This window comes from uncultured Planococcus sp. (genome assembly GCF_947501725.1).
GTDB lineage: Bacteria > Bacillota > Bacilli > Bacillales_A > Planococcaceae > Planococcus > Planococcus donghaensis_C.
In genome coordinates, this window is the sequence record NZ_CANMXD010000012.1 from 11,617 (window position 1) to 35,610 (window position 23,994).

23 protein-coding genes are annotated in these 23,994 nt (G+C 46.4%); 10 read left to right on the forward strand and 13 right to left on the reverse strand.

Going from position 1 to position 23,994, the window contains the following annotated elements:
- Window positions 1-122: 122 nt before the first annotated feature.
- The 7 genes from Q0785_RS16435 to Q0785_RS16465 all read right to left on the reverse strand — a co-directional run bounded on the left by Q0785_RS16435 (window position 123) and on the right by Q0785_RS16465 (window position 6,777).
- Window positions 123-1,640 (reverse strand): DEAD/DEAH box helicase, encoded by a 1,518-nt coding sequence (locus tag Q0785_RS16435; protein WP_298832395.1) that lies wholly within the window; start codon window positions 1,638-1,640, stop codon window positions 123-125.
- A gap of 334 nt (window positions 1,641-1,974) precedes the next feature.
- Window positions 1,975-2,673, reverse strand: a complete 699-nt coding sequence (locus Q0785_RS16440) for an alpha/beta fold hydrolase (protein WP_298832398.1) — start codon at window positions 2,671-2,673, stop codon at window positions 1,975-1,977.
- Window positions 2,674-2,737: 64 nt separating this feature from the next.
- Window positions 2,738-4,096, reverse strand: a complete 1,359-nt coding sequence (gene murF, locus Q0785_RS16445) for a UDP-N-acetylmuramoyl-tripeptide--D-alanyl-D-alanine ligase (RefSeq protein WP_298832400.1) — start codon at window positions 4,094-4,096, stop codon at window positions 2,738-2,740.
- A gap of 13 nt (window positions 4,097-4,109) precedes the next feature.
- Entirely contained in the window at window positions 4,110-5,180 is a 1,071-nt protein-coding gene (locus tag Q0785_RS16450) for a D-alanine--D-alanine ligase (RefSeq protein WP_298832403.1), read from the reverse strand.
- A 73-nt stretch (window positions 5,181-5,253) separates the two neighbouring features.
- On the reverse strand, window positions 5,254-5,571 hold the full coding sequence (locus Q0785_RS16455; RefSeq protein WP_298832406.1) for a multidrug efflux SMR transporter: 318 nt from the start codon (window positions 5,569-5,571) through the stop codon (window positions 5,254-5,256).
- Window positions 5,571-5,918, reverse strand: coding sequence for a multidrug efflux SMR transporter (locus tag Q0785_RS16460; protein ID WP_298832409.1), 348 nt, complete (start codon window positions 5,916-5,918; stop codon window positions 5,571-5,573). The genes Q0785_RS16455 and Q0785_RS16460 overlap by 1 nt, the downstream gene beginning before the upstream one ends.
- 88 nt (window positions 5,919-6,006) lie before the next feature.
- Complete coding sequence (locus tag Q0785_RS16465) at window positions 6,007-6,777, reverse strand: hypothetical protein (RefSeq protein ID WP_298832411.1); 771 nt, start codon at window positions 6,775-6,777, stop codon at window positions 6,007-6,009.
- A 159-nt stretch (window positions 6,778-6,936) separates the two neighbouring features.
- On the opposite strand from Q0785_RS16465, the gene Q0785_RS16470 reads away from it, so the two are divergent.
- Window positions 6,937-8,118 (forward strand): FtsW/RodA/SpoVE family cell cycle protein, encoded by a 1,182-nt coding sequence (locus Q0785_RS16470; RefSeq protein ID WP_298832414.1) that lies wholly within the window; start codon window positions 6,937-6,939, stop codon window positions 8,116-8,118.
- Between the two features lie 27 nt (window positions 8,119-8,145).
- On the opposite strand, the gene Q0785_RS16475 is transcribed toward Q0785_RS16470, so the two are convergent.
- Complete coding sequence (locus Q0785_RS16475; protein WP_186759981.1) at window positions 8,146-8,286, reverse strand: Lmo0850 family protein; 141 nt, start codon at window positions 8,284-8,286, stop codon at window positions 8,146-8,148.
- Window positions 8,287-8,517: 231 nt separating this feature from the next.
- Here Q0785_RS16475 and Q0785_RS16480 point away from each other — a divergent pair, with 231 nt between their 5' ends.
- The 4 genes from Q0785_RS16480 (at window position 8,518) to Q0785_RS16495 (ending at window position 12,839) form a co-directional block, all read left to right on the forward strand.
- Window positions 8,518-8,841: a metal-sensitive transcriptional regulator gene (locus tag Q0785_RS16480; protein WP_223636883.1), complete on the forward strand. Its 324-nt coding sequence runs from the start codon at window positions 8,518-8,520 to the stop codon at window positions 8,839-8,841.
- A gap of 15 nt (window positions 8,842-8,856) precedes the next feature.
- Entirely contained in the window at window positions 8,857-9,078 is a 222-nt protein-coding gene (gene copZ, locus Q0785_RS16485) for a copper chaperone CopZ (RefSeq protein WP_223636885.1), read from the forward strand.
- A 77-nt stretch (window positions 9,079-9,155) separates the two neighbouring features.
- Window positions 9,156-11,543 (forward strand): heavy metal translocating P-type ATPase, encoded by a 2,388-nt coding sequence (locus Q0785_RS16490; RefSeq protein ID WP_298832440.1) that lies wholly within the window; start codon window positions 9,156-9,158, stop codon window positions 11,541-11,543.
- A 114-nt stretch (window positions 11,544-11,657) separates the two neighbouring features.
- A complete protein-coding gene (locus Q0785_RS16495; protein WP_298832443.1) occupies window positions 11,658-12,839 on the forward strand; it encodes an MFS transporter in 1,182 nt (393 codons plus the stop codon).
- Window positions 12,840-12,921: 82 nt separating this feature from the next.
- On the opposite strand, the gene Q0785_RS16500 is transcribed toward Q0785_RS16495, so the two are convergent.
- The 5 genes from Q0785_RS16500 to Q0785_RS16520 all read right to left on the reverse strand — a co-directional run bounded on the left by Q0785_RS16500 (window position 12,922) and on the right by Q0785_RS16520 (window position 17,936).
- On the reverse strand, window positions 12,922-13,245 hold the full coding sequence (locus tag Q0785_RS16500; protein WP_298832446.1) for a DUF5658 family protein: 324 nt from the start codon (window positions 13,243-13,245) through the stop codon (window positions 12,922-12,924).
- An 861-nt stretch (window positions 13,246-14,106) separates the two neighbouring features.
- A complete protein-coding gene (locus Q0785_RS16505; protein ID WP_298832448.1) occupies window positions 14,107-14,964 on the reverse strand; it encodes an SDR family oxidoreductase in 858 nt (285 codons plus the stop codon).
- Between the two features lie 95 nt (window positions 14,965-15,059).
- Window positions 15,060-15,239 carry a hypothetical protein gene (locus Q0785_RS16510; RefSeq protein ID WP_298832451.1) on the reverse strand — a complete coding sequence of 60 codons (180 nt, stop codon included), beginning with the start codon at window positions 15,237-15,239 and terminating at the stop codon, window positions 15,060-15,062.
- A 12-nt stretch (window positions 15,240-15,251) separates the two neighbouring features.
- Window positions 15,252-16,805 carry a GNAT family N-acetyltransferase gene (locus Q0785_RS16515; protein ID WP_298832454.1) on the reverse strand — a complete coding sequence of 518 codons (1,554 nt, stop codon included), beginning with the start codon at window positions 16,803-16,805 and terminating at the stop codon, window positions 15,252-15,254.
- Between the two features lie 15 nt (window positions 16,806-16,820).
- Entirely contained in the window at window positions 16,821-17,936 is a 1,116-nt protein-coding gene (locus tag Q0785_RS16520; RefSeq protein WP_298832456.1) for an FAD-dependent oxidoreductase, read from the reverse strand.
- A 167-nt stretch (window positions 17,937-18,103) separates the two neighbouring features.
- On the opposite strand from Q0785_RS16520, the gene Q0785_RS16525 reads away from it, so the two are divergent.
- The 5 genes from Q0785_RS16525 to cls all read left to right on the forward strand — a co-directional run bounded on the left by Q0785_RS16525 (window position 18,104) and on the right by cls (window position 23,978).
- On the forward strand, window positions 18,104-18,949 hold the full coding sequence (locus Q0785_RS16525) for an MBL fold metallo-hydrolase (protein WP_298832459.1): 846 nt from the start codon (window positions 18,104-18,106) through the stop codon (window positions 18,947-18,949).
- A 180-nt stretch (window positions 18,950-19,129) separates the two neighbouring features.
- Window positions 19,130-20,395, forward strand: coding sequence for a glycosyltransferase (locus Q0785_RS16530; RefSeq protein WP_298832461.1), 1,266 nt, complete (start codon window positions 19,130-19,132; stop codon window positions 20,393-20,395).
- Window positions 20,355-21,056 carry an HAD-IIB family hydrolase gene (locus Q0785_RS16535; protein ID WP_298832463.1) on the forward strand — a complete coding sequence of 234 codons (702 nt, stop codon included), beginning with the start codon at window positions 20,355-20,357 and terminating at the stop codon, window positions 21,054-21,056. The genes Q0785_RS16530 and Q0785_RS16535 overlap by 41 nt, the downstream gene beginning before the upstream one ends.
- Before the next feature lie 187 nt (window positions 21,057-21,243).
- Complete coding sequence (locus Q0785_RS16540; RefSeq protein WP_298832465.1) at window positions 21,244-22,074, forward strand: phytoene/squalene synthase family protein; 831 nt, start codon at window positions 21,244-21,246, stop codon at window positions 22,072-22,074.
- A 449-nt stretch (window positions 22,075-22,523) separates the two neighbouring features.
- Window positions 22,524-23,978 (forward strand): cardiolipin synthase, encoded by a 1,455-nt coding sequence (gene cls / locus Q0785_RS16545; RefSeq protein WP_298832468.1) that lies wholly within the window; start codon window positions 22,524-22,526, stop codon window positions 23,976-23,978.
- Window positions 23,979-23,994: the final 16 nt, after the last annotated feature.

Genomic DNA, 23,994 nt, shown 5'->3' on the forward strand with positions numbered 1-23,994 from the left:
TACCCATTATACGATTTACTCATCTAAACGTTTCAGTCAATTGTAACTGAAATCCGGACAGCAAAAAAGGGCGTATGCCAAACAGTTTCCTGTTTGGCATACGCCCTTTGGATGGATCGGTATTAAGATTCGCTGCGGCGAGTCGTACGTCCTGGACGTCCGCCACCGCTTCCGCCTTCACGGCGTCGGCTTGCGCCTGAGCTCGCTCCACGGCTTGAAGATGGACGAGATGATGATGAAGAGCGATTGCCTTTATAGCCGCCGCCTCCGCCACTGCGTCCGCTTCCGCCTTTACCTTTATATCCGCCGCCTCCGCGTGATGGCAAAGGACGTTCTTCGGAAATAGAGACTGGAACATCTTCCGGTTCTTTAGTCATTGTTTTAAGAGCCGCTGCAATCAAGTCAACTGCTTCGTGTTTTTCCAACATTTGAGTCGCAAATTCACGATAGTCGCCAAGATTGTTTTTCTCAGTCATTTCAACTAATTGCTCCATAGCAACGCGTTTTTGGCCAAGTACAGCCTCGTCAGCTGTTGGTGGTACCAAAGCTTCCATTTTTTTCTTAGTTGTACGTTCAACAATTCCAAGGTAGCCCATTTCACGTGGAGTTACGAACGTGACAGCTACTCCTTTTTTGCCTGCACGGCCAGTACGGCCGATGCGGTGAACATAGCTTTCAGGATCTTGAGGAATATCAAAGTTGTATACGTGTGATACGCCTGAGATATCAAGTCCACGAGCTGCTACATCTGTTGCAACTAGGATATCGATTTTGCCTGCTTTGAACTGCTTCAAAACGGACATACGTTTTGCTTGGCTCAAGTCGCCATGAATTCCTTCAGCCAAATAGCCACGGATATTCAAAGCTTTAGCTAATTCGTCAACCCGACGTTTTGTGCGTCCGAAAATGATCGCAAGTTCAGGCTGTTGAACATTCAAAAGACGTGAAAGAACATCGAATTTTTCGCGTTCTACTGCTTTAACATAGAATTGCTCAATGTTTTCAACAGTCATTTCTTTTGATTTGATTTTAACGATTTCAGGAGTCTTCATGAATTTCTCTGCAATACGGCGGATTGCATCCGGCATAGTTGCTGAGAACAACAAGGTCTGGCGAGTATCAGGAACACTTGCCATGATTGTTTGAATGTCTTCGATAAAGCCCATGTTCAACATTTCGTCTGCTTCATCAAGGATCAATGTGTTTACATTATCCAATTTAAGAGTACGGCGGTTGATATGGTCTAATAGACGTCCTGGAGTACCAACGATAATTTGCGGACGGTTTTTAAGTGCACGGATTTGTCGGCTGATTTCCTGGCCGCCGTATACTGAAAGGATACGCACGTTTTTATCTTGGCCCAATCTGTAAAGTTCTTCAGAAACCTGGATTGCCAATTCGCGTGTTGGTGCGATGATCAATCCTTGAACATTACCGTCTTTAGTGTCGATTTTTTCAATCAAAGGAATACCGAACGCAGTTGTTTTACCAGTACCAGTTTGTGCTTGTCCGATAATGTCCTTGCCTTCCATTCCAAGACGGATAGTTCCCTCTTGAATCGGTGTTGCTTCTTCAAACCCCATGCGTTTTACGGACTTTAAAGTTGTTTCGCTAATATTTAACTCTGAAAATTTTACCAAATTTTTTCAATCTCCTTTTGTCTTCATCTGATTTACAAATGGTGTACATTTTAGATGAATTCGTGACAAGGTCGAGCCTTTATGAGGAAGTTTCACGTCGAAAATCATACTCTGTAGTTTTAAGTCAGAGGGGATGTGTGAACAGGAAAAGCTCGGGCTTTGCCGAGCGGTCTGATCGGCGGGTGTTTGATGCCCTATCTATAGAACAAACCGTTTTGCTCAAAAAAATACTCTTCACAGGGAAGAGTAATTCAAAAATGTATCCATTGCTTTCAAAAGAATACCATGTTTTTTTCCTATTTGCAATCAATACGCAAAGGTTCTAATAATCAGTTTACTCTGCGCCTTTATTCATAAACTCAAAAACTTTCTTGAACCAATCGTCACAGTCGTCGCTGTAACAGATCAAATGCTTGCCGGTTTCTGAATGGATCATGCATTTTTCTGTTGAACCGATGTGGTCATGGATGAAGTCAGCGGCAGAAGCGGGAACTACGCTGTCCTTGCCTCCCTGCACGATACAAACCGGAACTTTGATCTTATCGTAATAGGGTTCAACCATTCTGACAACCCGCAGAAACTCCACGGCTGAGCTGACAGGTGTATTCATCAGTTTGTATTCATATAGATGATAAGATGAATTTTTCGCTATTTTCCCAGATAACACATCTCGCATCGCTTCCTGCACTTCCTCAAAAATCTGCGCAGGACTGATGTATTTGGCTGCCGCACTCAGCAGAACAAGCCGATCGACCTTGTAGCGCATGGCTAGATACAGCGCAATCAATCCGCCCATCGAAAAGCCGACAATGATGATGCGGTCCGCTGATTTTTTCAGCTTTTTCAATGCCAACTCCGCTTCCATCATCCAGCTTTCAGCTGAAATATTTTTTAAGGCCAATTTTTCACCATGTCCTGGAAGCGTCGGTATTTCCACGATCCAATCGGTCTCACCGGTTAAAAAATCAGCAAACGGCTCAACTTCAAACGGGCCTCCTGTAAAGCCATGGATACAAAGAACCCCGGTCTTCAAATTGCTTCCCTCTTTTCATCGCTTAACAGCACAAAGCTTTTCAGCCCCTACACTGCCATCTTCTTTATTGTCCGGTGAAAGGTTCAATCACTTTCTCCAGCGCCATACCACGGGAACCTTTCACTAATATGACCGCGTCTTTGTTGGTATATCTTTTCAACAAATCGATAATCGGTCCGTAGTCGTCTTCACTCCACAGCAATTTGCCGTTATAGGCCGGCTTCAGTTTATCATACAGCCATTTCATGCGCGGTCCATAGAGGCAGACCCCGGCAAGGCTATCTGAAATGTAATTGCTCAGCGCTTCGTGATAGCTTTGTTCGTCGTCTCCAAGTTCAAGCATATCGCCAAGGACGATCCACTTCTTGTCTTTCATCGTTGTTTCACGAATGAAATTCAATGCTGCATTCATCGATGAAGGAGCTGCATTATAGGCATCATTGATGAAAATGGCTCCGTTATCCGCTTGGATCATCTGCATGCGCATGTCGGTCAAAGCCGCGTCTTTCAAGGATTTGCGGATTTGCTCCTCTGACAGGCCTGCTTCAAGAGCGATCAAAATGGCGGCCAGCGTGTTCTTCACCTGATGCTCACCCAATACAGGAATGGTGAAGGCGGCATCTATGATTCCGCTCACCATAAAGCTGCTGCCATTTTCAGTCGCTTTAATATCCGTTACCGTCAATTCGTTGTTGTCATCGAATCCAAAAGAGACTGCCTGTGGGAAAGATTCCATAAACGGCTGCAGCAGCGGCTCGTCTCCGTCATAGAAAAGTTTGCCGTGTTGCTGCAGGCCTGCAGTGATTTCAAACTTCGCTTCGGCTATCGCTTCACGTGATCCAAGATCCTGCAGATGCGCTTCACCGATATTGGTGATGATGGCGTAATCGGGACGCGCCAATTCAGACAGAAACTCAATCTGCCCTTTGCCGCTCATGCCCATTTCCAGAACAGCAACTTTTGTGTCTTCGTCCAAAGACAGGATGGTCAACGGCAAGCCCAATTCGTTATTGTAATTCCCCTGGGTTTTTTGCACTTTGAAATAAGGCTTTAAAACACTCGCCACGAGATCTTTTGTCGAAGTCTTGCCATTGGATCCAGTGATCCCAATGACAATCGCAGACAATTCATCGCGGTAGGCTCTAGCCATTTCCTGCAAAGCAACTTCACAGTCATCCACGAAAAGCAGAGGCAGATCTTCCGGTGCCCCCGGCTCGTCGCGCTGCCATAAAGAAGCTGCTGCGCCTAGTTCGATAGCTGAACGGACATACTTATGCCCATTCACTTGTTCGCCACGGAAAGGAATGAACAAATCGCCCGGCTTGAGCGTTCTCGTGTTGATCGAGACCCCCGTAACGTCAAAGCCTTTTAAATTAGTTTTGATATCCAGCCATTTGGCTACTTGCTCAATCTTTTTTTTCATTTGGCTTCTCCACTCAATCTATTTTAACTTGCAGTAATTGCTTTTCTTCATGCCGCTCAATCGCTAAAGCGATGAGGCGTTCAATCAGTTCCGGATAAGGTAAACCCGTATGTTCCCAAAGCAAGGGGAACATACTGTAAGGCGTAAAGCCAGGCAAGGTGTTCACTTCATTGATCAAGATTTCATTGGCTTCTGTCACGAAAAAGTCTGCACGGACAAGCCCGGAGCAATCCAGAATTTTGAATGCTTTTTTAGCGTCCGTCTCCAATTTCGCGTAGACTGCATCATCCAATTCAGCTGGAATGATCATGGCGGTGTTGCCGTCTTTGTATTTCGCCTGATAATCATAGAAGGCTTTCAATGGTTTGATTTCTCCTGCTACTGAACAGGACGGCTCGTCATTTCCAAGCACGCCAACTTCGATTTCACGCGCAACTACCCCTTGCTCAATCACGATTTTACGGTCGAACTTCAGAGCCTCTTTGATTGCGGCAATCACTTCTTCCCGATTATCCGCTTTGCTGATGCCGACACTCGACCCTAGATTAGCCGGTTTCACAAAAACTGGCCAAGCGAGTTCCGCTTCGATTTTATCCAGCCAAAAATCCTGGTTTTTATCCCAGTCTCTTCTTATAAAATACACATAAGGCGTTTGTTCTAAACCTGCCTGCTCAAACAATTGCTTCATCACGACTTTGTCCATGCCTGCGGAAGATGCCAATACCCCGTTACCGACGTAGGGAATATTCATGACTTCAAGAAGGCCTTGAACGGTTCCGTCTTCTCCGTTCGGTCCGTGCAGCAAAGGAATGATGACATCCAACGCCTCCCTGCTTTGTGCCGGAAGGAATCCGGAAATATCATTCGGCTTCGAAGATTCTCCATTCAATTGAAGCTGCTCGATCGTTTTTGCCGTTTCTTCAAGACGGGCACCTTTTCGCCATTCTCCATCTTGCGTAATGTAGATTGGATAGACTTCGTATGCATCAAAATCAATTGCTTTTGTAACTGCCAGGGCTGTAGACAGAGAAACTTCATGCTCTGCCGATTTGCCGCCATATAATAAACCGATTCTTTTTTTCATCCAAGAAACCTCATTTCATTATCCATATTGCTTAGTTTATCACGAACCCACAGGGACGAATAATTTTTTCATGTCAGCCACCGAAAATTTTTAGACCGGCTACTCCTGCAATAATACAGGATAGAAAAAATAATTTCGCTGGCTGGCGGCTTTCGTCAAAGAACAGCATCCCGACCAAAACACTTCCAGCTGCGCCGATGCCTGTCCAGACTGCATATCCTGTTCCGAGTGCAATAGTCGTCAGAGCAAGTGACAATAAATAGAAGCTGAGCGCGCCTGTCAAAATGGTCAACCCTGTATATAATTTCACTTTAAAGCCATCCGATAACTTCATCGTCGTGACAAAAGCGACTTCAAATATTCCAGCAGCAATCAAAATCAGCCAATCCATCACGGCTCCACTCCTTTACCGGATGCTTCTTTCCCATCCATCACTTTTAAACCGATAATGCCGAAGAGCAATAAGCTTAAGAAGAACAGTTTCTCCATGCTGGCATTTTCATTGAATATCCAAATGCCGAGAACGGCTGTGCCTGCAGCACCGATGCCGGTAAAAACTGCATAAGCTGTTCCGATCGGGATTGTTTTCATCGCTATAGCAAACAAGAGAAAACTGATGACGATAAAAATCAGCGTAATAATAGAAGGGGTTAAATTCGTAAAGCCATCAGCAAGCTTCAAGCCGATTGCCCACACAATTTCCGTGACTCCTGCAATCAAAAGGTAAATCCAAGCCATTTGGTTCCCTACTTTCATTTTAAACCTGCTCCACTTTCAGCCATCGACCGAAAGGCAGCCCGAAAAAAATAATACCTGTTTCCAGGTATCATTTCCATACTTTTTGTTTTCTGTCATAGATGATCTTACGTGAAATCCCCTGTTTTGTGTATTCTTCAATATCGGACCAAAACTCATCTAGAAAAGAGATTTCCTCCACCGGCCGAACATGCAATTCGATTGTGTTTTTCGTTTTTTCGGGGTCAGCCAGAGAAATGAGTACGCCTTCACGGTAATTCTTTTTCAAGGATTGCAGAATTTCAGAAGGCAATTCCGGAATCAGGTCTTTAGATTTCCGGCGCCAGAAATTCTGCCCATTTTCTTCCCGGCGAATCAAATACGTAAAATAATTTCCGACAAGCTCATTCAGGCGTTCTAATTTGCGGAAGTAAATTTTTGTGGTTTCTTCTTCTTCGCTGGACAAATAGACGAATTCATTTTGAAGAGTCGAATAGAACGGGGATTTAACCGGTTCTTTTTTATGGCCGATGTACAGCAATTCGGCTTGTTCCTGTGGTGTCAGGGAATTTAATTGCTTTTCACTTCTAAAATCAACCCAGCAAAATTCGCTTTTTTTGTTTGCACGTGCTTTACGCAGCTGCCCAAACTCTTCCTGCGTAGCGAATTCCATATGCGTGTGCATGTTAAAGGATGCATCTTCATATGGGTGCTTCAACAGCAGCAAATTTTTAGGCAGTTTCATGGCATCCAAAAAATGGGCGAAGGTAAGTCCGCTGAATAAAGCAAATTGATCGGATTCGTTTAGGTAAATATATAAATGCTGTATGTAGGCGTCCGTGTTCAACGGTTTTTTCACCATATCCCCCACTCCATTCCATTTCTTATTATACGACCAAAAGGGCTAAATATGAAACATACCTGCTCCAATTGCGTCATTACTTTTGTCATGCGCATATTACAGATATATACGTTATAATATATTCCGACTCATAATAATAAAAAGTACAGGTGAAATTACATGCAAACAAACAAAAGCTTCACCGATCGGCTTGACTGGTCGCTGGCTTTCATCTTATTCCTATTCTTCATCGTCAGTCTCGTGGCGATTTCCTCTGCCCAGACTTCGGGTCAATATTTAACTAACTTTGTGCCGAGGCAAGCTTTATTTTACATCATCTCTGTCGGAATGATCGGGGTACTGATGTATTTTGATCCAGAACAATATAAGAAGATGGCTTATTATTTATACGGTTTCGGCATCTTCCTGCTGATCGTATTGATGATTTCGCCAGATGGCGTTGGCCAAATCGCCCAACCGGTCAACGGTGCCAAAGCCTGGTTCCATACACCCTTCGTCAATATCCAACCAGCTGAGTTCATGAAAACCTTCTATATACTAGCGTTGGCGAAAATGATTTCTTCCCATCACGAGGAAAACCTGATAAAAACCATCAAATCCGATTTTTACTTACTGGGTAAAATCGGCCTTTGCCTTGCTATTCCTCTTGGCTTTATCCTGCTGCAGCCGGATTTAGGGACTGCACTCGTATTTATCGCCATCACTTTGGCCATCGTAGTGGTTTCGGGAATCTCCTGGAAAATCATTGTTCCAAGTTTTGGCGGTGTTGCAGTCATCGGAACTTTGCTGTTGTGGATGACCATCAATGCCCAGAACTTCCTGTCCAGTGCGTTTGGTTTGAAACCTTATATGTTCGAACGAATTTACACATGGCTTGACCCTTACTCTTATGCTGAATCGGGCGGGTATAATTTGATTGCTGCGATGAATGCCATCGGATCTGGGGAAGTTTTCGGAAAAGGCTATCAAGGTCGCCAGGTCTATGTTCCGGAAAACCATACCGATTTCATCTTCACTGTGATCTCGGAAGACTTTGGGTTTATCGGAGCCAGTGCCGTCATCATCCTATTCTTTATGCTGATTTATCACTTGACGAAAATCACACTGCAATTCAAAGATACATTCAGTACGTATGTATGTGCAGGGATCATCGCCATGATCACGTTCCATGTATTCCAAAATATCGGCATGACCATCCAGCTATTGCCGATCACGGGGATTCCGCTTCCTTTCATCAGTTACGGAGGCAGTTCGCTGATCGGAAATATGCTGGCACTCGGAATCGTCTTCAGCATGAAATTCCACCATAAGAATTATATGTTCGATAAAAACAAAAAATAAAAACTCCGACGTCCTGCGTCGGAGTTTTTATTGTTGCGATTGGGTTTGGATCGGTTGTGGCAAGGCAATCGCCTTTATTAATTCCACGCGGGATTTTGTGATTTTTGCTTGGATTCCAAGTTTCGATAAATTTGAAACAATGTTGCGAACATCTACGTTCTTCGCCATCCATATCACCTCTTTGTATTTTTCATTACATATAAGGACGTATAGAAACTTGCCATGTTTCAAGGACAAGGTATAAATCGTTGACTTTTTTGTGTCTATGCTTATAATACCATCATTTCAGGATTTTAAACTTATCATTTTGATGACAATTGCGAAGGTGGTGTAAATCAATTGATTTGCATACCCCCATCAGGTATACTATAGTTAGAAATAAGATAGGAGGATCTTCAGATGAGCGAATTGATCGAAGAAACCTTAGTAGTGGATAACTCTTGTCGAAAAAGTCACCATCCTCCTTCTGTTAAACGGGATTTGACCAATCGGTTGAGTCGTGTGGAAGGCCAAATCCGTGGCATTAAAGGTATGGTGGATAAGGATGTTTACTGTGATGACATTATCACGCAGCTTGCTGCCACTCAATCTGCATTAAACAGTGTCACCAAAGTTTTGTTGGAAGGCCATTTAAAGGGCTGTGTCAGAGATCGCCTGGAAAACGGCGAAGAAGAAGTGTTGGATGAATTGCTAATTACTATCCAAAAAATGATGCGTAAATAAAAGGAGGAAATTTTCATGAAAGAACAAATCAACCTACAGGTCAGCGGCATGTCATGCCAGCATTGTGTCAGCTCCGTAAAAGATAGTGTCATGGCGCTTCCAGGAATCGAAAAAGTAGATGTTTCTCTTGAAAACGGCTCAGTTGATGTTGCTTATGATGCTTCAGCTGTAGAAGTAAGCCAAATTGCAGAAGCTATTGAAGATCAAGGATACGATGTTGCAACTTTAAGTGAATAACTGCGGAAACGCAGTTATTTTTTTCAAAATTAGATACCCCCGATAGGTATACTGTTTTCAGAAAAGGTGGGATTACGATGAGCACTAAGCAAACTGAAGTAGCGATTACGGGCATGACATGTGCGGCCTGCGCCAACCGTGTGGAGAAAGGCCTTCAAAAATTACCGGGCGTCTCGGAGGCTAGCGTTAATTTCGCTACCGAGAAAGCTGCAGTCGTCTATGATGATGAGCAAGCCACCATGGCAGACGTGCAGAACAAAGTGGAACAGCTCGGTTATGGCGTGCAGCAGGAAGAAATCGATTTTTCCATTCAAGGAATGACTTGTGCCAATTGCTCAGCACGCATTGAAAAAGTTTTGAATAAGATGGAAGGCGTCCAACTTGCCAACGTCAATTTGGCGATGGAAACCGGACATGTTTCGTACAACCCCGGAACTGTCACCCCTGAAGATTTTGTCAAACGAATCCAATCTCTTGGTTACGACGCGGTTCTTAGCCAGGAAAGTGAGGAAGCAACTGACCACAAAGAACAGGAAATCAAAAACAAAACTCGCCTGTTCTGGATTTCTGCTGCCCTTTCCCTGCCATTATTATGGACCATGTTCAGCCATTTTTCCTTTACGTCCTGGATGTATGTGCCCGATATCCTGATGAATCCATTCGTCCAATGGGCATTGGCAACCCCGGTCCAATTCTGGATCGGTGCATCCTTCTATAAAGGAGCCTATTTTGCTTTAAAAAATAAATCAGCCAATATGGATGTTCTTGTCGCCCTGGGAACATCCGCTGCTTATTTCTACAGCGTCTATCTGGTTCTGGCCAACTTGAATATGGAGCATAGCATGGGCTTGTATTTTGAAACGAGTGCCGTTCTGATCACCTTGATCATATTAGGGAAAGTTTTCGAAGCAAGAGCAAAAGGCCGTTCATCCGATGCCATCAAAAAGCTGATGAAACTTCAGCCGCAACATGCACTGGTCGAACGCAATGACGAATTCGTCAGCCTCCCGATTTCCGAAGTTAAAACAGGAGACGTCCTGATGATCAAACCCGGAGCCTCCATTCCAGTAGACGCAGCTGTCATTTCCGGCAATTCGGCCGTTGATGAATCCATGCTGACCGGTGAAAGCCTCCCGGTCGATAAAGAAGCAGGCGATGCTGTATTTGCAGCAACCGTCAATTCCAATGGTTCTCTCCGCGTGCGTGCCGATAAAATCGGCAAGGACACGGTGCTGTCGAATATCATCCGAGTCGTTGAACAGGCACAAGGCTCCAAAGCGCCAATCCAGCGGCTGGCCGACCAAATTTCCAGCATCTTTGTGCCGATTGTGGTAGGAATCGCCACCGTTACCTTCCTGGTCTGGTATTTCCTTGTCGCACCCGGCAATTTCGCCGCAGCACTTGAAAGTACCATTGCAGTGCTGGTTATCGCCTGCCCTTGCGCACTCGGCTTGGCTACACCGACTTCCATCATGGCAGGGTCCGGACGTGCCGCCGAGCAAGGGGTACTGTTTAAAACAGCAGAATCCTTGGAAAATACCAAGCACATCGATACTGTCGTACTGGATAAGACAGGCACCATCACCAATGGCCGTCCTGTCGTAACAGACTTTATTCCAGCGGATGATGTTGACCTTGATGATTTGAAGAATTTGGCTGCCAGCGCCGAAAGCCAATCCGAACATCCAGTAGCACAAGCGATTTCTGAGTTTGGCGACGCTAAGCTTAGCGTCAGTGCTTTTGAAGCAGTTCCAGGCCATGGCATCCGGGCTACAGTGGAAAATCGCCAGGTAGTCATGGGAAATCGCCGCTTGATGGACGGTTTGGAAATTGACGAAACACAGGCAGAAGCTTTTGAACAAGACGGCAAAACCGTCATGTTCATTGCAGTCGATGGCCGCTACAGCGGAATGGTAGCAGTCGCTGATACCGTTAAGGAAACCGCAAAACAGGCAATCCAGGAAATGAAAGACATGGGGTTGCACGTCGTTATGCTGACTGGAGACCAAGAGCGGACAGCTTTGGCCATCGCTAAAGAAGTTGGGATCGACGAAGTGTTTGCCGGTGTGTTGCCTGCTGAAAAAGCGGATGTTGTCTTGAAACTCCAGGGACAAGGCCGCCGCGTTGCCATGGCTGGAGACGGGCTGAACGATGCTCCGGCACTAGCCAGTGCTGATGTCGGGATGGCAATGGGCACAGGAACAGCCATTGCGATGGAAGCCGCTGACATCACCTTGATGCAAGGCGATTTAATGAGAGTTGTCGATGCGATCAGGATGAGTCGATTGACTGTCCGGAACATTAAACAAAACCTGTTCTGGGCCCTTGCCTATAATACGATCGGCATTCCGATTGCCGCGGCCGGCTTCCTGGCTCCGTGGCTTGCCGGTGCAGCAATGGCATTCAGTTCCGTATCGGTGGTCATGAATGCCCTGCGCCTTCAGCGTGTGAAGTTGAATAAATAAGGGTGAGTCTGACAAGAGGTCCAGAAATGGGCCTCTTTTTTATGCCATTGTCCTAAAGTTGAAACAGGAGTAAAATGGGGACATATTCTTTTGAGAAAGCAGGAATTCCTTATTATGAAAAAAACTATTCTACTGCTGATGTCCGTCCAGTTCTTCGTTTACCTGGGGTTCGGCATTATCATACCGATTTTACCCGAAGTCATTGTTCAACAAGGCTATTCGGAAATCCATGTCGGTGGATTGATCACCATCTATGCCCTATCTTCTTTTTTCACCGCACCGCTGTGGGGAAGGCTTTCCGACAGAACCGGCCGCAAAAAGCTTATTCTTTTGGGATTAGCGGGATTCAGCCTAAGTTTCTTCCTATTTTCGCTGTTCCTCGATAACCTGGTGCTGTTGTACCTATCTCGCATTGTCGGAGGCCTGTTCTCTGGTGCGCTTTACACTGCGGTGACCGGCTACGTGGCTGATATCACCACAAATGAAGAACGCAATAAATACATGGGGCTTCTCGGCATGTCGATTGGCCTCGGCTTTATTTTCGGACCAGCGATCGGTGGCTTGCTTGGGGCGGTTTCCCTGTCCTTGCCGTTTACGGCTTCTGCTGTTCTCACTCTTTTGCTGATGGGTTATGCGAGTCTGGTCCTAAAAGAGCCTGTCCGCAAAGGCGAAGCAGTGAAGCGCGCACTCCTGCCGAAAGGCTCCAGTACATTTTGGCAATTCCGCATCCGGTATCTGTTCCTGTTCTCCTTTATGGTGACATTTCTGCTGGCAGGATTGGAGTCGACTTTCCAGCTGTTCCAAATCGAACAGATTGAAATCACGCCGCTTCAGCTCGGTTATTTATTCATGGCGAGTGGATTTGTGGATGCCGCAATTCAGGGCGGTGTCGTACGCCGCATAAAAGACGGCACCGAAACAACATGGATCATCGGCGCGCAAATCGTAACGGCTCTTGGATTGCTCCTTCTGCCTTTTACCGGCAGTTTGATCTTCGCGGGTGTCGCTCTCAGCATCTTTACCGCCGGCAACGCGCTGGCGCGTACAGCGTTGGTGTCGCTGACGTCAAAAGAATCAGGCGGCAAATACGGTACTGCCGCAGGGATGACCTACTCAATGGACAACCTCGGCCGCATCATCGGGCCTTTGACCTTCACTTGGCTTTTAACGGTGCAAGCCGGCAGCATCTATTATTTGTCAGCGGCTTTAGCGATCGCCAGCATCCTGCTGATTGTTTTGTATAAAGCTTCCAATAAGACTTTACGGACAACAGAAAAAGCCAGCGTTTCTGTTTGAACGCTGGTCTGTAGCTCTTAAGATGAATCAGCAAAGCATCGCTCTCAGCGATGCTTTTTATTTTACAAAAAATGCCCCTAGCCTATCCGATGAAGAACAAGATCAACCAGAGGAGATGCAGAAGCAAAATGAAGGAATAGAGCATGTTGACAAAAATGAGGCTGTAAAGCCAGCTGCGGGATTGTAAGCGGACGAAGGGCGTGTAGAGAAAACTGAAGAGGCAAAGCGATAACAACAGCTTCGTCATCAGGATGGCAAGGGGGGAAAAAGACGCCAGTATGGGATTCGCTTCGGTTATGGCACCGAGTGACAGCCCTATATAAGTCAATAATCCATCAAGAAAATTCAACACAACTAAGCTCCAGACATGCTTTTTCAACGGTTTATGTTGTTTAACTATCCCCATACCCTCACCTCATTCATTCCATCAGTCATATGCCCTTAGTAATGGGGTACCCCGTAAACAGAATTTTTAGACAATAAAAACAGGTATTTTGTCGTGCGTTTTTTAAATTTCTTTGTTAAGTTAAGAAGAAATCCACAGTGAAACAGCCAGGCACCTCAAAAGGGTACCTGGCTGTTTTGTTCAATCTATATAAGGTGAACTAATGATTTATTTTAGTCGATACTCCGCAAAACAGCTTCGAAGACATTAGCCGTAGCTTGCGAGGACAATGTCTTTGCGACGTAGTGCGCAGCATGGAGGAGCACGGTTTTTAAAGCTACGCTATGGATAGAGATATACTCTTCGCTGTTTTGCTCCATATCTATGAGAGCTCTCCAGCGCCGGTGCAGCTCAGAAAGAGATGGAGAAATAAAGCGAGTGTTCTTCTCGACTTAACGCGGGAACCAAGGTGGGCCATAAGAATTTGGTCCACCTCTGCGACAGAGTATGCGGAGGAGCATTGTTCTTAGCACTTCCATAGCCGCCGATATGGCATATAAATGTTACTTCTTTAGTTCACCTTATATATTTGATTTTTTGCCTTAGGGTTAGAGGAGTTTGACTGACGCAGGCGATTTCTGTGTCCAGACTCCAGCAGCCAGCCCCTCGAGTCGCTTCAGCCTTTCCAGCAATGGCAAAGAACGCCATTACCGGCAAGGCTTCCAGCGCTTGTCGGAGCTTAACGGCTACTTCCGCTTTTCTGTGTCCAGACTCCAGCGGCCAGCTCTTTGGGTCATAAGCCGGCCCTGCTGTACGGCAAAGAGCGCCGCTTCGCCGGTCCGTCTTATGCCCGGCAGAGCTACACGGGCGCTTCCGCTTTTCCTAGTAAGGCGACCCCCCATTTATGTGAAGGACCTGCCCTGTTACGTAGGAGGAGTCGTCGGAGGCTAAGTAGACATAGCCCGGCGCCAATTCGTCCGGCTGTCCTGGACGCCCCATCGGCGAACTGGTACCGAAGCCTTCTACCGTTTCAGCATCAAAAGATGCAGGAATCAACGGTGTCCAGATGGGGCCTGGTGCTACACCGTTTACTCGAATTCCTTCTTTTACAAGAGAACCGGATAAGGCACGTGTGAATGCCAGAATCGCTCCTTTTGTAGATGAATAATCGATCAGTGTCGGCTCTCCTCGGAAAGCCGTAATGGAAGTCGTGTTGATGATGGATGCTCCCGGCTTCAAGTGATCCAGAGCTGCTTTGGTCAAATGGAACATGCTGAAAATATTGGTGCGGAATGTCCGCTCCAGCTGTTCTGCTGTAATGTCCTTCAAAGACTGCTGGACATGTTGTTCTGCTGCGTTATTGACCAACACATCCAGCTTGCCGAACTCATCAATCACTTTCCGGATCACGTCCTGACAAAAAGACTCATCTCCGATATCTCCGGCAATCAGCAGGCAGCGTCGCCCTTCCTGTTCAACGAATTTCTTCGTCTCTTCCGCATCTTCATGTTCATCAAGATAGGCAATGGCCACATCTGCTCCTTCTTTTGCAAACGCAAGAGCTATGGCGCGTCCAATTCCACTGTCTCCACCGGTGATCAACGCTGTTTTATCAGGCAGCCGGTGCGCCTGGCCAGCTAAATTCCCTTTAAAGTCGGGTTTTGGATCCATTTTCGTCTCAAATCCCGGTTGCCGCTCCTGTTCCTGCGCTGGTACATTTTCTGGTTTGTTTTTATCCATAGCCTTTCCCTCCCATTATATTCTCAGATTATTTTACGATTTTCCCTTATTCTTACAAACTAAACCTGATCATAAAAAAAGCCAGCGCCTCCAACTTACAGAGGTTCTGGCTGATTCGAAAGATTCTTTTGCAGTTCAGGATGCGCTTCTTTCAGGATAGACGGGCGCATCAAATAACTGGTCAACGCGATCAAGCAAAGGCTGCTCGCACCTACAATATATTCTGCCGGCACCACATCATACAGCACGCCGAACAACAGATAACCGAGCGGCACAAAAGCCCACCATCACATATGGCGGGCTTTTTCAGTCGTATGGTAGCGTTGATAAATTTCATGGAATTCGAGGAATTGCTGCCAGTCCTTTTCGAATTCCGGCTGGATGCAGGAGATTTGAAACAAATCCCGTGCTTTTAAATAGCCGCTCGTCGAATGGAGCTCAAATCCGGAAAGATGGGCGTCCTGTGTCAGAAAACCGGTTTCCTCTTCCGCTTCAAAAGTCCGGGACGTCGGATAGCCGGCTGCGAGAGCTGGCCAGTCCTTCGTATCTTCCTGGAGTTTTCTGAAACGTCCATCCAAAAGTTTATAGCGATCGGGATAAGCGCTCAATGCACGCTTCAGGCTCTCCAACACACTTGAAGAAAACGTAAAAGGCACATCTTCAGCATAAAGGCCCAAATCAAAATAGCTTGGCAGCTTGCTATCCGGCGTAATCTCGTGATGTGCAAAAACAATGGCGATTCCGCTCATCGTTCCGACCGCTTTTCCGCTCGCCGCTGTCGCTAACCAGACATCCCTCAACGAAAATGGCAATGCACCAAAACTGCTGATGCAGTCCAGACATAACCGGATTCCTTGTTGTGTGCAGAGATCCGCTAAGGCGCGAAAATCGTTGATTTGCCCAGTCGAAGTTTCACCATGGACCATAAGCACCCATCCATAGTCTCCTGTTTCCAGCTGTTCTGTTGTCTTTTTAAAATCGAAAGCCTGCCCCCATGGTGCGTTATCCACCGTGTAATCCAATCCAAGACGTTCTGCCTGCTTGACCAGCCTTCTGCCGAATTCGCCGTTCACCAAAATCAGGCCTTTGGAATCCAGCCGCTTGATTTGTGCGAGCATCGCTTCATTGGCTAAGGTTCCGCTTCCGGCCAGCAGGTAAGGCGTGGATTCCGCCATTTCAACGAGCAGGCGGTCGACATCCAGACGAACTTCATGGAAAGCTGCGGACCGATGGGAAATGGGCGGCTCCTGGAACGGCGCTGCGAGCTGCTCAGTCAACGCAACAGGACCTGGCACGAACAGCCGGCGTTTCGCCTGCAGCCTTGCCGCAACAGAATCGCTATACTGCCGGCGGGTGGTGACCATCGGGATAAATACAGCTTCGCCTGCACCCACCGGCTCGGCAAACGGCTGGAAACCTAACTGGCCATATAATTTCAATTGGCGGGTGGTGCCGGAAATGATTGCAGATCCAAAGCCCTGTTCCAAACAAAAATCGGATAGTGCCCGCGCCAAAAGAAAAAAGACACGTCCATTACGATGCGCTTTACGGACAGCCAACAGGCGGATTTCACAAATTTTCCCGACATCCTGCAAAAAACCCTCCACTTTTCCGATCTTCAGGTCCAGGGAGAAAGGCCGTTCAGACCGCAGTGCAATCATCCCCACCACTTCCATTCCCGAGAGGACAATCAAATACGTGTTCTGCTCATGAAATGGATCGGTACGCATGCCACTGCCATCGGCCTGGTGTTGTGGAATCTCCTCGACAAAAGTTTCATAGTTCAGCCGCGCAATTTCATCGAACTCTTTTTTTGTCCGGGCAATCTTGCACCAATACACAATTGTCCGCCCCCTTCACTTCCTGAATGCATCTTCTACTTGGTAAAGACTTAAATCGATCTCAACAGGTTCCCCGAGCGCCAGCTTTGCCAGCTGGCCACCCAGATAAGGACCCGCCGTCAGACCTGATGCCCCAAGACCGTTCGCCGCAAAGAAGTTGGATTGTCCGGGAACTTGGCCGATAAACGGCAGCGCACTGGTTGTAGCGGGACGAAAGCCGGTTGCCGCTCCGGCAATTTCCGCCTTCCCGAGACCCGGAGCTGCTTCCAGCGTTTTATCCAAAATGTGGTGCATGCCCTCTGCTGTCAGCTTGTCGTCAAAACCAGCGCCATTTTCATGCGTCGCCCCCGCAACGATCCTGCCATCATCAAACGGGACAATATACTGTCCATAAGGCACCATAGCAACCGGCCACTTGCCGGTCTGCTGCCCTTCCGCCTGCAGATGAAGAATTTGGGCTTTCTGCGGAACAATATCGAGATCCATTCCTAAAGGTTTGAATAATTCCGCTGCCCATGCGCCTCCTGTCGAAATGACCCGATCCGCCAGCAAATCCTCGGCATCTACTGTCACTCCGATGACTTGCGATCCCTCAATCAACAGCTCAGCATTGCCCGTCAGCTGTTTTGCCCCCAATTTGACGGCGGCGGAAATCAACGCATCGCGAATTGCCTGGCCATCGACACGGGCTGCCCCACTGACCCACAATGATCCATACTCTTCTGTCGCAAATGGGAAAAGCTCTCTTGTTTCATCTGGAGACAACCGCTTGATATCCCCCATTTCCGGAGCATCCAATCGCCGTTCATAAGCCTTCTGCTCCATCTTATCCAGCTTGCTGTCTTCATGGATGCTGACAATGCCCACTTGCTTATAACCTGTATCCGCCTCCCCTAAAGCTTCCAGCTCCCGAATCAAGTCCGGGTAGTACTTGGCACCATTTTTCGCCAGGCCATACCAGGCTTTGTTTCTTCGCTGTGAGATCCATGGACAGACGATTCCTGCTGCAGCTCCTGTTGCCTGTCCTTTATCGCCACGGTCAACCAACACCACCGATGCTCCTGCCTTTGCCGCATGATATGCAGCAGAGGCCCCTAATATTCCTGATCCGATAATTATCAATGATTTCATTTAAACACCCAGTTTCAAAAAGTCTCGTGTCTTCATTCTAATCGAGTCAGCGAGGAGACTCAAACCCATTTCATGAATTTAGCAGCCACCGGATTTGAATTTCGATTTTGGGGGTAAAGCATATAATAGAAAGTCAGCGGAAGTTCACAAGAGGAGGAATCAGTTTTATGGAAAGAAGTTCAGCAACCGAAAGTATCTTGCCTATGACATCCATTCGAAGCGGATCAGGGATTGAGTTGACCCCCGATGTTTACTGTTATACTGTACAGATCGCAAATGTCTTCTTTATCGGAAATCCGGAAGTCAGCAATGAATGGGTATTGGTCGATGCCGGCATGCCGCATTCCACGAACAAAATCCTTAAGGCCGCAGAAAATCGATTTGGACCCGACCACCAGTTGAAAGCAATCATTCTGACACATGGCCATTTCGACCACGTCGGCAGTCTGATCGACATCTTGGAACAATACAATGTTCCGGTCTATGCCCATCCACTCGAATTTCCATACTTGACAGGCGCAACCGATTATCCACAACCTGATACTTCCGTTCAAGGCGGCGTAGTGGCCAAAATATCCGGGATTTTCCCCGTCAAAGCCATCGACATCTCTGCGCATCTTCACGAGCTGCCGTCAGATGGCAGTGTTCCGGGAATGCCGGGATGGCAATGGATTCATACGCCTGGACATTCAGAAGGCCACGTCTCGCTGTTCAGGGAGCAGGGCCGGGTCCTGATTGCCGGAGACGCTTTTGTTACAGTGAAACAGGATTCACTCTATAAAGTGCTGCGCCAGAAAAAAGCAATTCATGGGCCGCCCGTCTATTTGACAACAAACTGGCGAGCCGCTTGGGAATCGGTTTGCAAGTTGGCAGATCTTGAGCCTTCCATTGCTGCAACAGGACATGGCAAACCGGTAAGAGGAGCAGCCCTGGCCAGGGGACTGGTTTCCCTGGCCGAGAACTTCCAGAAGGAAGCTGTCCCAGCGCACGGAAAATACGTTCATACAAAATAAAAGTATTGTCCAGCAAGAAACAGCGGGGTTTACAGTCCTGTGTTTCTTGCTGGTTTTCATGTAATTTCAAATGAAGGAAAATTCAAAATACGATGTTTAGATTTATTTTAGACGGGTATACTTATTAAGCGGTCTCTGTTTACTAAGAGCCTTAGTACGATAAAAAGGAGTTGAGCTTTGATGAATAAAAAAGCTTTGTTTATTTCGGATCATGGTGATCCTTTAGCGAAACTCGGTGGCAAACAAGCGGGTGGACAAAATAATTATGTAAAACAATTAGCGCTTGCATTAGAAGATAAAGGTTGGCAAGTTGATGTCGCCACTCATTGGTGCGATTCTTCAGCCCCTCAAATAGAGACATTCGGAAACACATGCCGTGTCATCAGACTTGAAGCTGGCCATAGAGGATTCGTTTCGAAAGATGAAATGTATTCCATGCTTCCAGCTTTTTATGAGGAACTGAAAAGTACATTGACCCTTGATTCCTATGATATTGTTCATACACATTATTGGCTGTCAGGCTTAATCGGCAAAAAACTGAAGAAAGACTTTGGCCTGCCATATGTGCATACCGCACACTCACTGGGATGGGCAAAAGAAAAAGCAACAGGAGTTCATGATCAGCGCCGCATCAATGCGGAAAAGGCAATTTTGAAAAACGCCGATCAAGTATTGGCTACCACCAATAATGAAAAACAATTGATCAAAACTTTTGTTGATTCTCCTTCTCCCATCAAAGTTATCCCCATCGGAGTAGACCAGGCATTCAAAGTGCGTGGCAACCGAACACATTTACGCAGAAAATTCGGCTACAGTAACCCTCTCTTTGTCTTTGCCGGGAGACTGGAAGTAACCAAAGGCATTTTCACTTTATTGAAAGCTTTTCAATTGCTGGCAGAAAGAACCGATTCTTCCAATACGCCACACCTGATCATCGCAGGCGGAGATGCAGAATCCATCGACATGGAAACCAAACTGCCTAAGGACAAAAAATTACGGGATGCCCTGCAAGGCATTGAAGATCGGGTCGAGTTCCTGGGACCACAATCTCAAGACGAATTGGCATTGTTATTCAATTCTGCAACCGCAACGATTGTACCAAGTTTCTACGAATCTTTCGGAATGGTCGCTGCAGAAGCACAGGCTTGCGGCAGCCCTGTCATCGCTTCAGACGTCGGCGGATTGAAGAACGTTGTGCAGGACGGCATTACCGGGCTGTTGGTTGAAACGAAAAATGAAATCGATTTGGCAATCGCGATGGAAGTCCTATCTGCGAATACGCTGTTGACGGAACGCCTAAGCCGCCAAGCGGTAAAGATTGCACGTAAGGATTTCGACTGGGATTCCATTTCCAAACGGATAAATTCATTGTATGAGGTGATCATCGGTGCACGGAGCAACGCATTTGTTAGCAACAGATTTGGACGGGACATTGGTCGGCGATAAAAGCAGTTTACAGGCGCTGCTGGATTTTTACGGCAGCCAGACCTATGAGGTTTCTCTGGTTTACATTACCGGGCGCCATTATCAATCCGCTTTGTCTCTTATAGAAGAAGAAAATCTACCAGTTCCCGACGTGCTGATTACAGACGTGGGAACTGGCATATACATAGGCGATCGTTTGGAGCCAGACCTGGAGTGGAGCAGACGGCTGGAAAAATCCTGGACGCCTGAAAAAATAGAGTCTATCGCAAGCGAGGTTCCGGGTCTTACATCGCAGGATTTGCCCATCACCAACCGTTGTTCGTATTTCGCTTCCGACTCTACTGTCGTGGAGACTTTTCGATCAAAGTTGACCAAAGCCGGTATTCCATACAAATTGATCTACAGTGGCGGTCGGGATGTCGATATTCTTCCAGCCGAAAGCGGCAAAGGGCAGGCTCTCCAGTATATCCTGGATAAATACAAGCTGTCAGAAGCCAAATTGTTGGTAGCTGGTGATTCCGGGAACGACGTCGAAATGTTGACGCTCGGCTTCCCTTCTGTCATCGTCGGCAATGCCCAGCCTGAGTTGCTTGAACAGTCCGAACATCCATCCATCTATCGGGCCAAGCAGAAGTTTGCAGGCGGCATCCATGAAGCATGGAACCATTTCCATACGGATTAACCCCCTCCCCCTTTGAGCATGAAAAACCTGTTCAAAGGGGTTATTTTCTCTTCAAGTGATGAGTTTACGGGTAATCGTTTGTTTTTTTACCTATATGGTTTATATTTAGTAGGAAGCCATTTTATAATCAAAAGAGTTTACCTACATAAAATCAGTTAATGTCAATCCATAACAGGAGGAAATTGAGATGAGCAAAGTTTCGAATCTACAAAAAGAGTCCTTGGTTATGCTAAAAGAAACTAGCCGGACCTTTTTCATCCCAATCAGCTTTTTGGAACCTACTTTAAAAAAGACTGTCGGCTCCGCCTATCTTTGTATGCGGGCAATTGATGAAATTGAAGACCATCCAGAGCTTGAGGACCAGATAAAGATCAACCTGCTGAGCAGCATTCAACAGATGTTGGCAACAGAGTTTGATGAGGCACGTTATTTGGAACTTGTGACTCCTTACGAACACCTCCTTCCACCTGTCACTATGCGCTTAGCTGACTGGATCAGCGTTTGCCCCGAAGAGATAAAAGGAAAAGTGATGGAATCCACCGCCATTATGGCTGGTGGCATGTCCAAATGGGTCGAAAAAGACTGGGTCATCAAAACAAAAGAAGATCTGGATGAATACACGTATTACGTAGCCGGTCTGGTCGGCACTATGCTCTCAGACATCTGGCACTGGTTTGACGGAACGGAAACTGACCCCGATCATGCCATCGCTTTCGGCCGCGGGCTGCAGGCGGTCAATATGCTGCGGAATTATGACGAAGATTTTGAGCGGGGCGTGACATTCGTACCGGAAGGCTGGACACGTGAAGATATGTTCAACTACGCTAAAGACAATTTGGCGAAAGCCGACCTGTACGTCAAACCGATCAAGAACAAGCGGATATTGATGTTCTGTAAAGTTCCTTTGGCGTTAGCCCACAGCACGTTAAAAGCATTGAAATCCGGAAAAGAAAAGATGAGCCGCCAGGAAGTGGAAGGCATCGTCGAACAATTAAAACAAGAAGAACACTTAAGTTAAGATTTCCGGCCTTGATTTTACAAAGAGGCCGGATTTTTTTAAATTCAAGCTCTTATTTAAATTAGGAAAGACATTTCTCCCATTAATTCAACTATGTTGAGCTGGCATCTGTTGTACTGAAGCGATTTTTTAAATTCACTATTTTACAACTTAAAAAAGTTGATCTGCTTTTCAACTCAGCATGTTTCTTCTTTCTCTCACCGTTAGTCTATACTTGAACTACCCCTATTTTTGATATCGTTGTCCATTGTGGAGCATCCACCGCCTTGCTCTCTATTCTTTAGCCAAACAATGGTAAAATAAAAATGCGCCTATGCGTTGGATTTTCTCCAGGAATAGGCTGTACGTTGAGGCAACAATTCAATGCGGAGAATCATCGGAGAGACTGGAAGAAATTGATTTCCTTGGTTCGATTGGTGATCGAAGATTTATAAGTTAGGAGAATTCCAATGACTGTAACCATTTTCAGTGTTTTAACAGCCGCGATCTTCATATTCAATATCGCGCTTGCAGCGGCGCTGGTTTTTCTTGAAAGACGAGATGCCTCTTCTACGTGGGCATGGCTATTGGTCTTGTTTTTCATCCCTATTTTCGGGTTCTTCATTTACCTTCTTTTAGGAAGACAATTGCGCAAAAAAACGCTTTTCAAATGGGAAGGCAGCAGACGGATCGGGATTGAAAGCCGGATCGCACACCAAATGAATGAATTGAACGACGGGGCGTTTGAGTTCAAAGACCCCAACGCCAAAAACTATACGGACCTGGTTTATCTGCATCTGCGCAATAACGGTGCTTTACTGACCCAGGATAACAGCGTCCAAATTTTTAATGATGGACGAAAAAAGTTCGATTCCCTTATCCTGGACATTGAAAATGCCACACACCATATTCACATTCAGTACTATATTTTCCGATTGGATGAACTGGGCACACGAATTGTCGATGCATTGACCCTCAAGGCACAAGAAGGCGTTAAGGTTCGGTTACTATATGACGATATGGGCTCCAGAAGCTTAAGTAAACGGCATTTTAAAGGCCTTATAGAAGCCGGAGGAGAAGTTGAAACTTTCTTCCCCTCAATTTTACCAATCATTAACCCACGCCTGAATTACCGAAATCACCGGAAAATCGTCGTAATCGATGGGCAAATCGGTTATATCGGCGGCTTTAATGTTGGGGATGAGTATATTGGGCTGAGCCGGAAATTCGGTTATTGGCGGGATACGCATCTGCGCATCCAAGGCAGTGCCTTGTATCCTTTACAGACACGCTTTATCCGGGATTGGAACCAGGCTTCTATACGCCATGATATCGAATACCATGAATCCTTCTTCCCGCTAAAGCAGGAAAAAGGAAACACATCGATGCAGATTGTCTCCAGCGGACCCGACGAGGAATGGGAGCAAATCAAAGATGGGTATTTGAAGCTGATTAACTTAGCAAGAGAGTATATTTACATACAGACCCCTTACTTCATACCAGACGCCAGTTTTTACGATGCTATACGCATCGCAACTTTATCGGGCATCGATGTGCGCATCATGATACCCAACAAGCCCGATCATCCATTCGTCTACTGGGCAACCTACTCATACGCCGGCCAAATGTTGAGAGCTGGAGCCCGCGTATTCATCTACGATAACGGCTTTTTGCACACCAAGATGATTGTCATCGACAATAAGGCGTCCACCGTCGGTACTGCCAATATTGATGTCAGAAGCTTTAAATTGAATTTTGAAGTGAACGCCTTTATTTATGATGAAAAAGTATCCACAGATCTTGCAGAACTCTTTCATCGGGATATGAAGCTTTCAACCGAATTGACATATATGATGTATTTAGATCGCACCCGTATGATCAAAACCAAAGAATCCATCGCCCGTTTGCTGGCACCTATTCTGTGACAATTACTAAGAGCTT

Coding starts and splice junctions, on each gene's coding strand:
- Q0785_RS16450 (WP_298832403.1), bottom strand. CDS start 5,180: ATGAAAAAAAGAATCGGTTTATTATATGGCGGCAAATCGGCAGAGCAT.
- Q0785_RS16490 (WP_298832440.1), top strand. CDS start 9,156: ATGAGCACTAAGCAAACTGAAGTAGCGATTACGGGCATGACATGTGCG.
- Q0785_RS16520 (WP_298832456.1), bottom strand. CDS start 17,936: ATGAAATCATTGATAATTATCGGATCAGGAATATTAGGGGCCTCTGCT.
- Q0785_RS16525 (WP_298832459.1), top strand. CDS start 18,104: ATGGAAAGAAGTTCAGCAACCGAAAGTATCTTGCCTATGACATCCATT.
- Q0785_RS16480 (WP_223636883.1), top strand. CDS start 8,518: ATGAGCGAATTGATCGAAGAAACCTTAGTAGTGGATAACTCTTGTCGA.
- Q0785_RS16455 (WP_298832406.1), bottom strand. CDS start 5,571: ATGGATTGGCTGATTTTGATTGCTGCTGGAATATTTGAAGTCGCTTTT.
- Q0785_RS16540 (WP_298832465.1), top strand. CDS start 21,244: ATGAGCAAAGTTTCGAATCTACAAAAAGAGTCCTTGGTTATGCTAAAA.
- copZ (WP_223636885.1), top strand. CDS start 8,857: ATGAAAGAACAAATCAACCTACAGGTCAGCGGCATGTCATGCCAGCAT.
- Q0785_RS16500 (WP_298832446.1), bottom strand. CDS start 13,245: ATGGGGATAGTTAAACAACATAAACCGTTGAAAAAGCATGTCTGGAGC.
- Q0785_RS16505 (WP_298832448.1), bottom strand. CDS start 14,964: ATGGATAAAAACAAACCAGAAAATGTACCAGCGCAGGAACAGGAGCGG.
- murF (WP_298832400.1), bottom strand. CDS start 4,096: ATGAAAAAAAAGATTGAGCAAGTAGCCAAATGGCTGGATATCAAAACT.
- Q0785_RS16530 (WP_298832461.1), top strand. CDS start 19,130: ATGAATAAAAAAGCTTTGTTTATTTCGGATCATGGTGATCCTTTAGCG.
- cls (WP_298832468.1), top strand. CDS start 22,524: ATGACTGTAACCATTTTCAGTGTTTTAACAGCCGCGATCTTCATATTC.
- Q0785_RS16495 (WP_298832443.1), top strand. CDS start 11,658: ATGAAAAAAACTATTCTACTGCTGATGTCCGTCCAGTTCTTCGTTTAC.
- Q0785_RS16470 (WP_298832414.1), top strand. CDS start 6,937: ATGCAAACAAACAAAAGCTTCACCGATCGGCTTGACTGGTCGCTGGCT.
- Q0785_RS16465 (WP_298832411.1), bottom strand. CDS start 6,777: ATGGTGAAAAAACCGTTGAACACGGACGCCTACATACAGCATTTATAT.
- Q0785_RS16475 (WP_186759981.1), bottom strand. CDS start 8,286: ATGGCGAAGAACGTAGATGTTCGCAACATTGTTTCAAATTTATCGAAA.
- Q0785_RS16460 (WP_298832409.1), bottom strand. CDS start 5,918: ATGGCTTGGATTTACCTTTTGATTGCAGGAGTCACGGAAATTGTGTGG.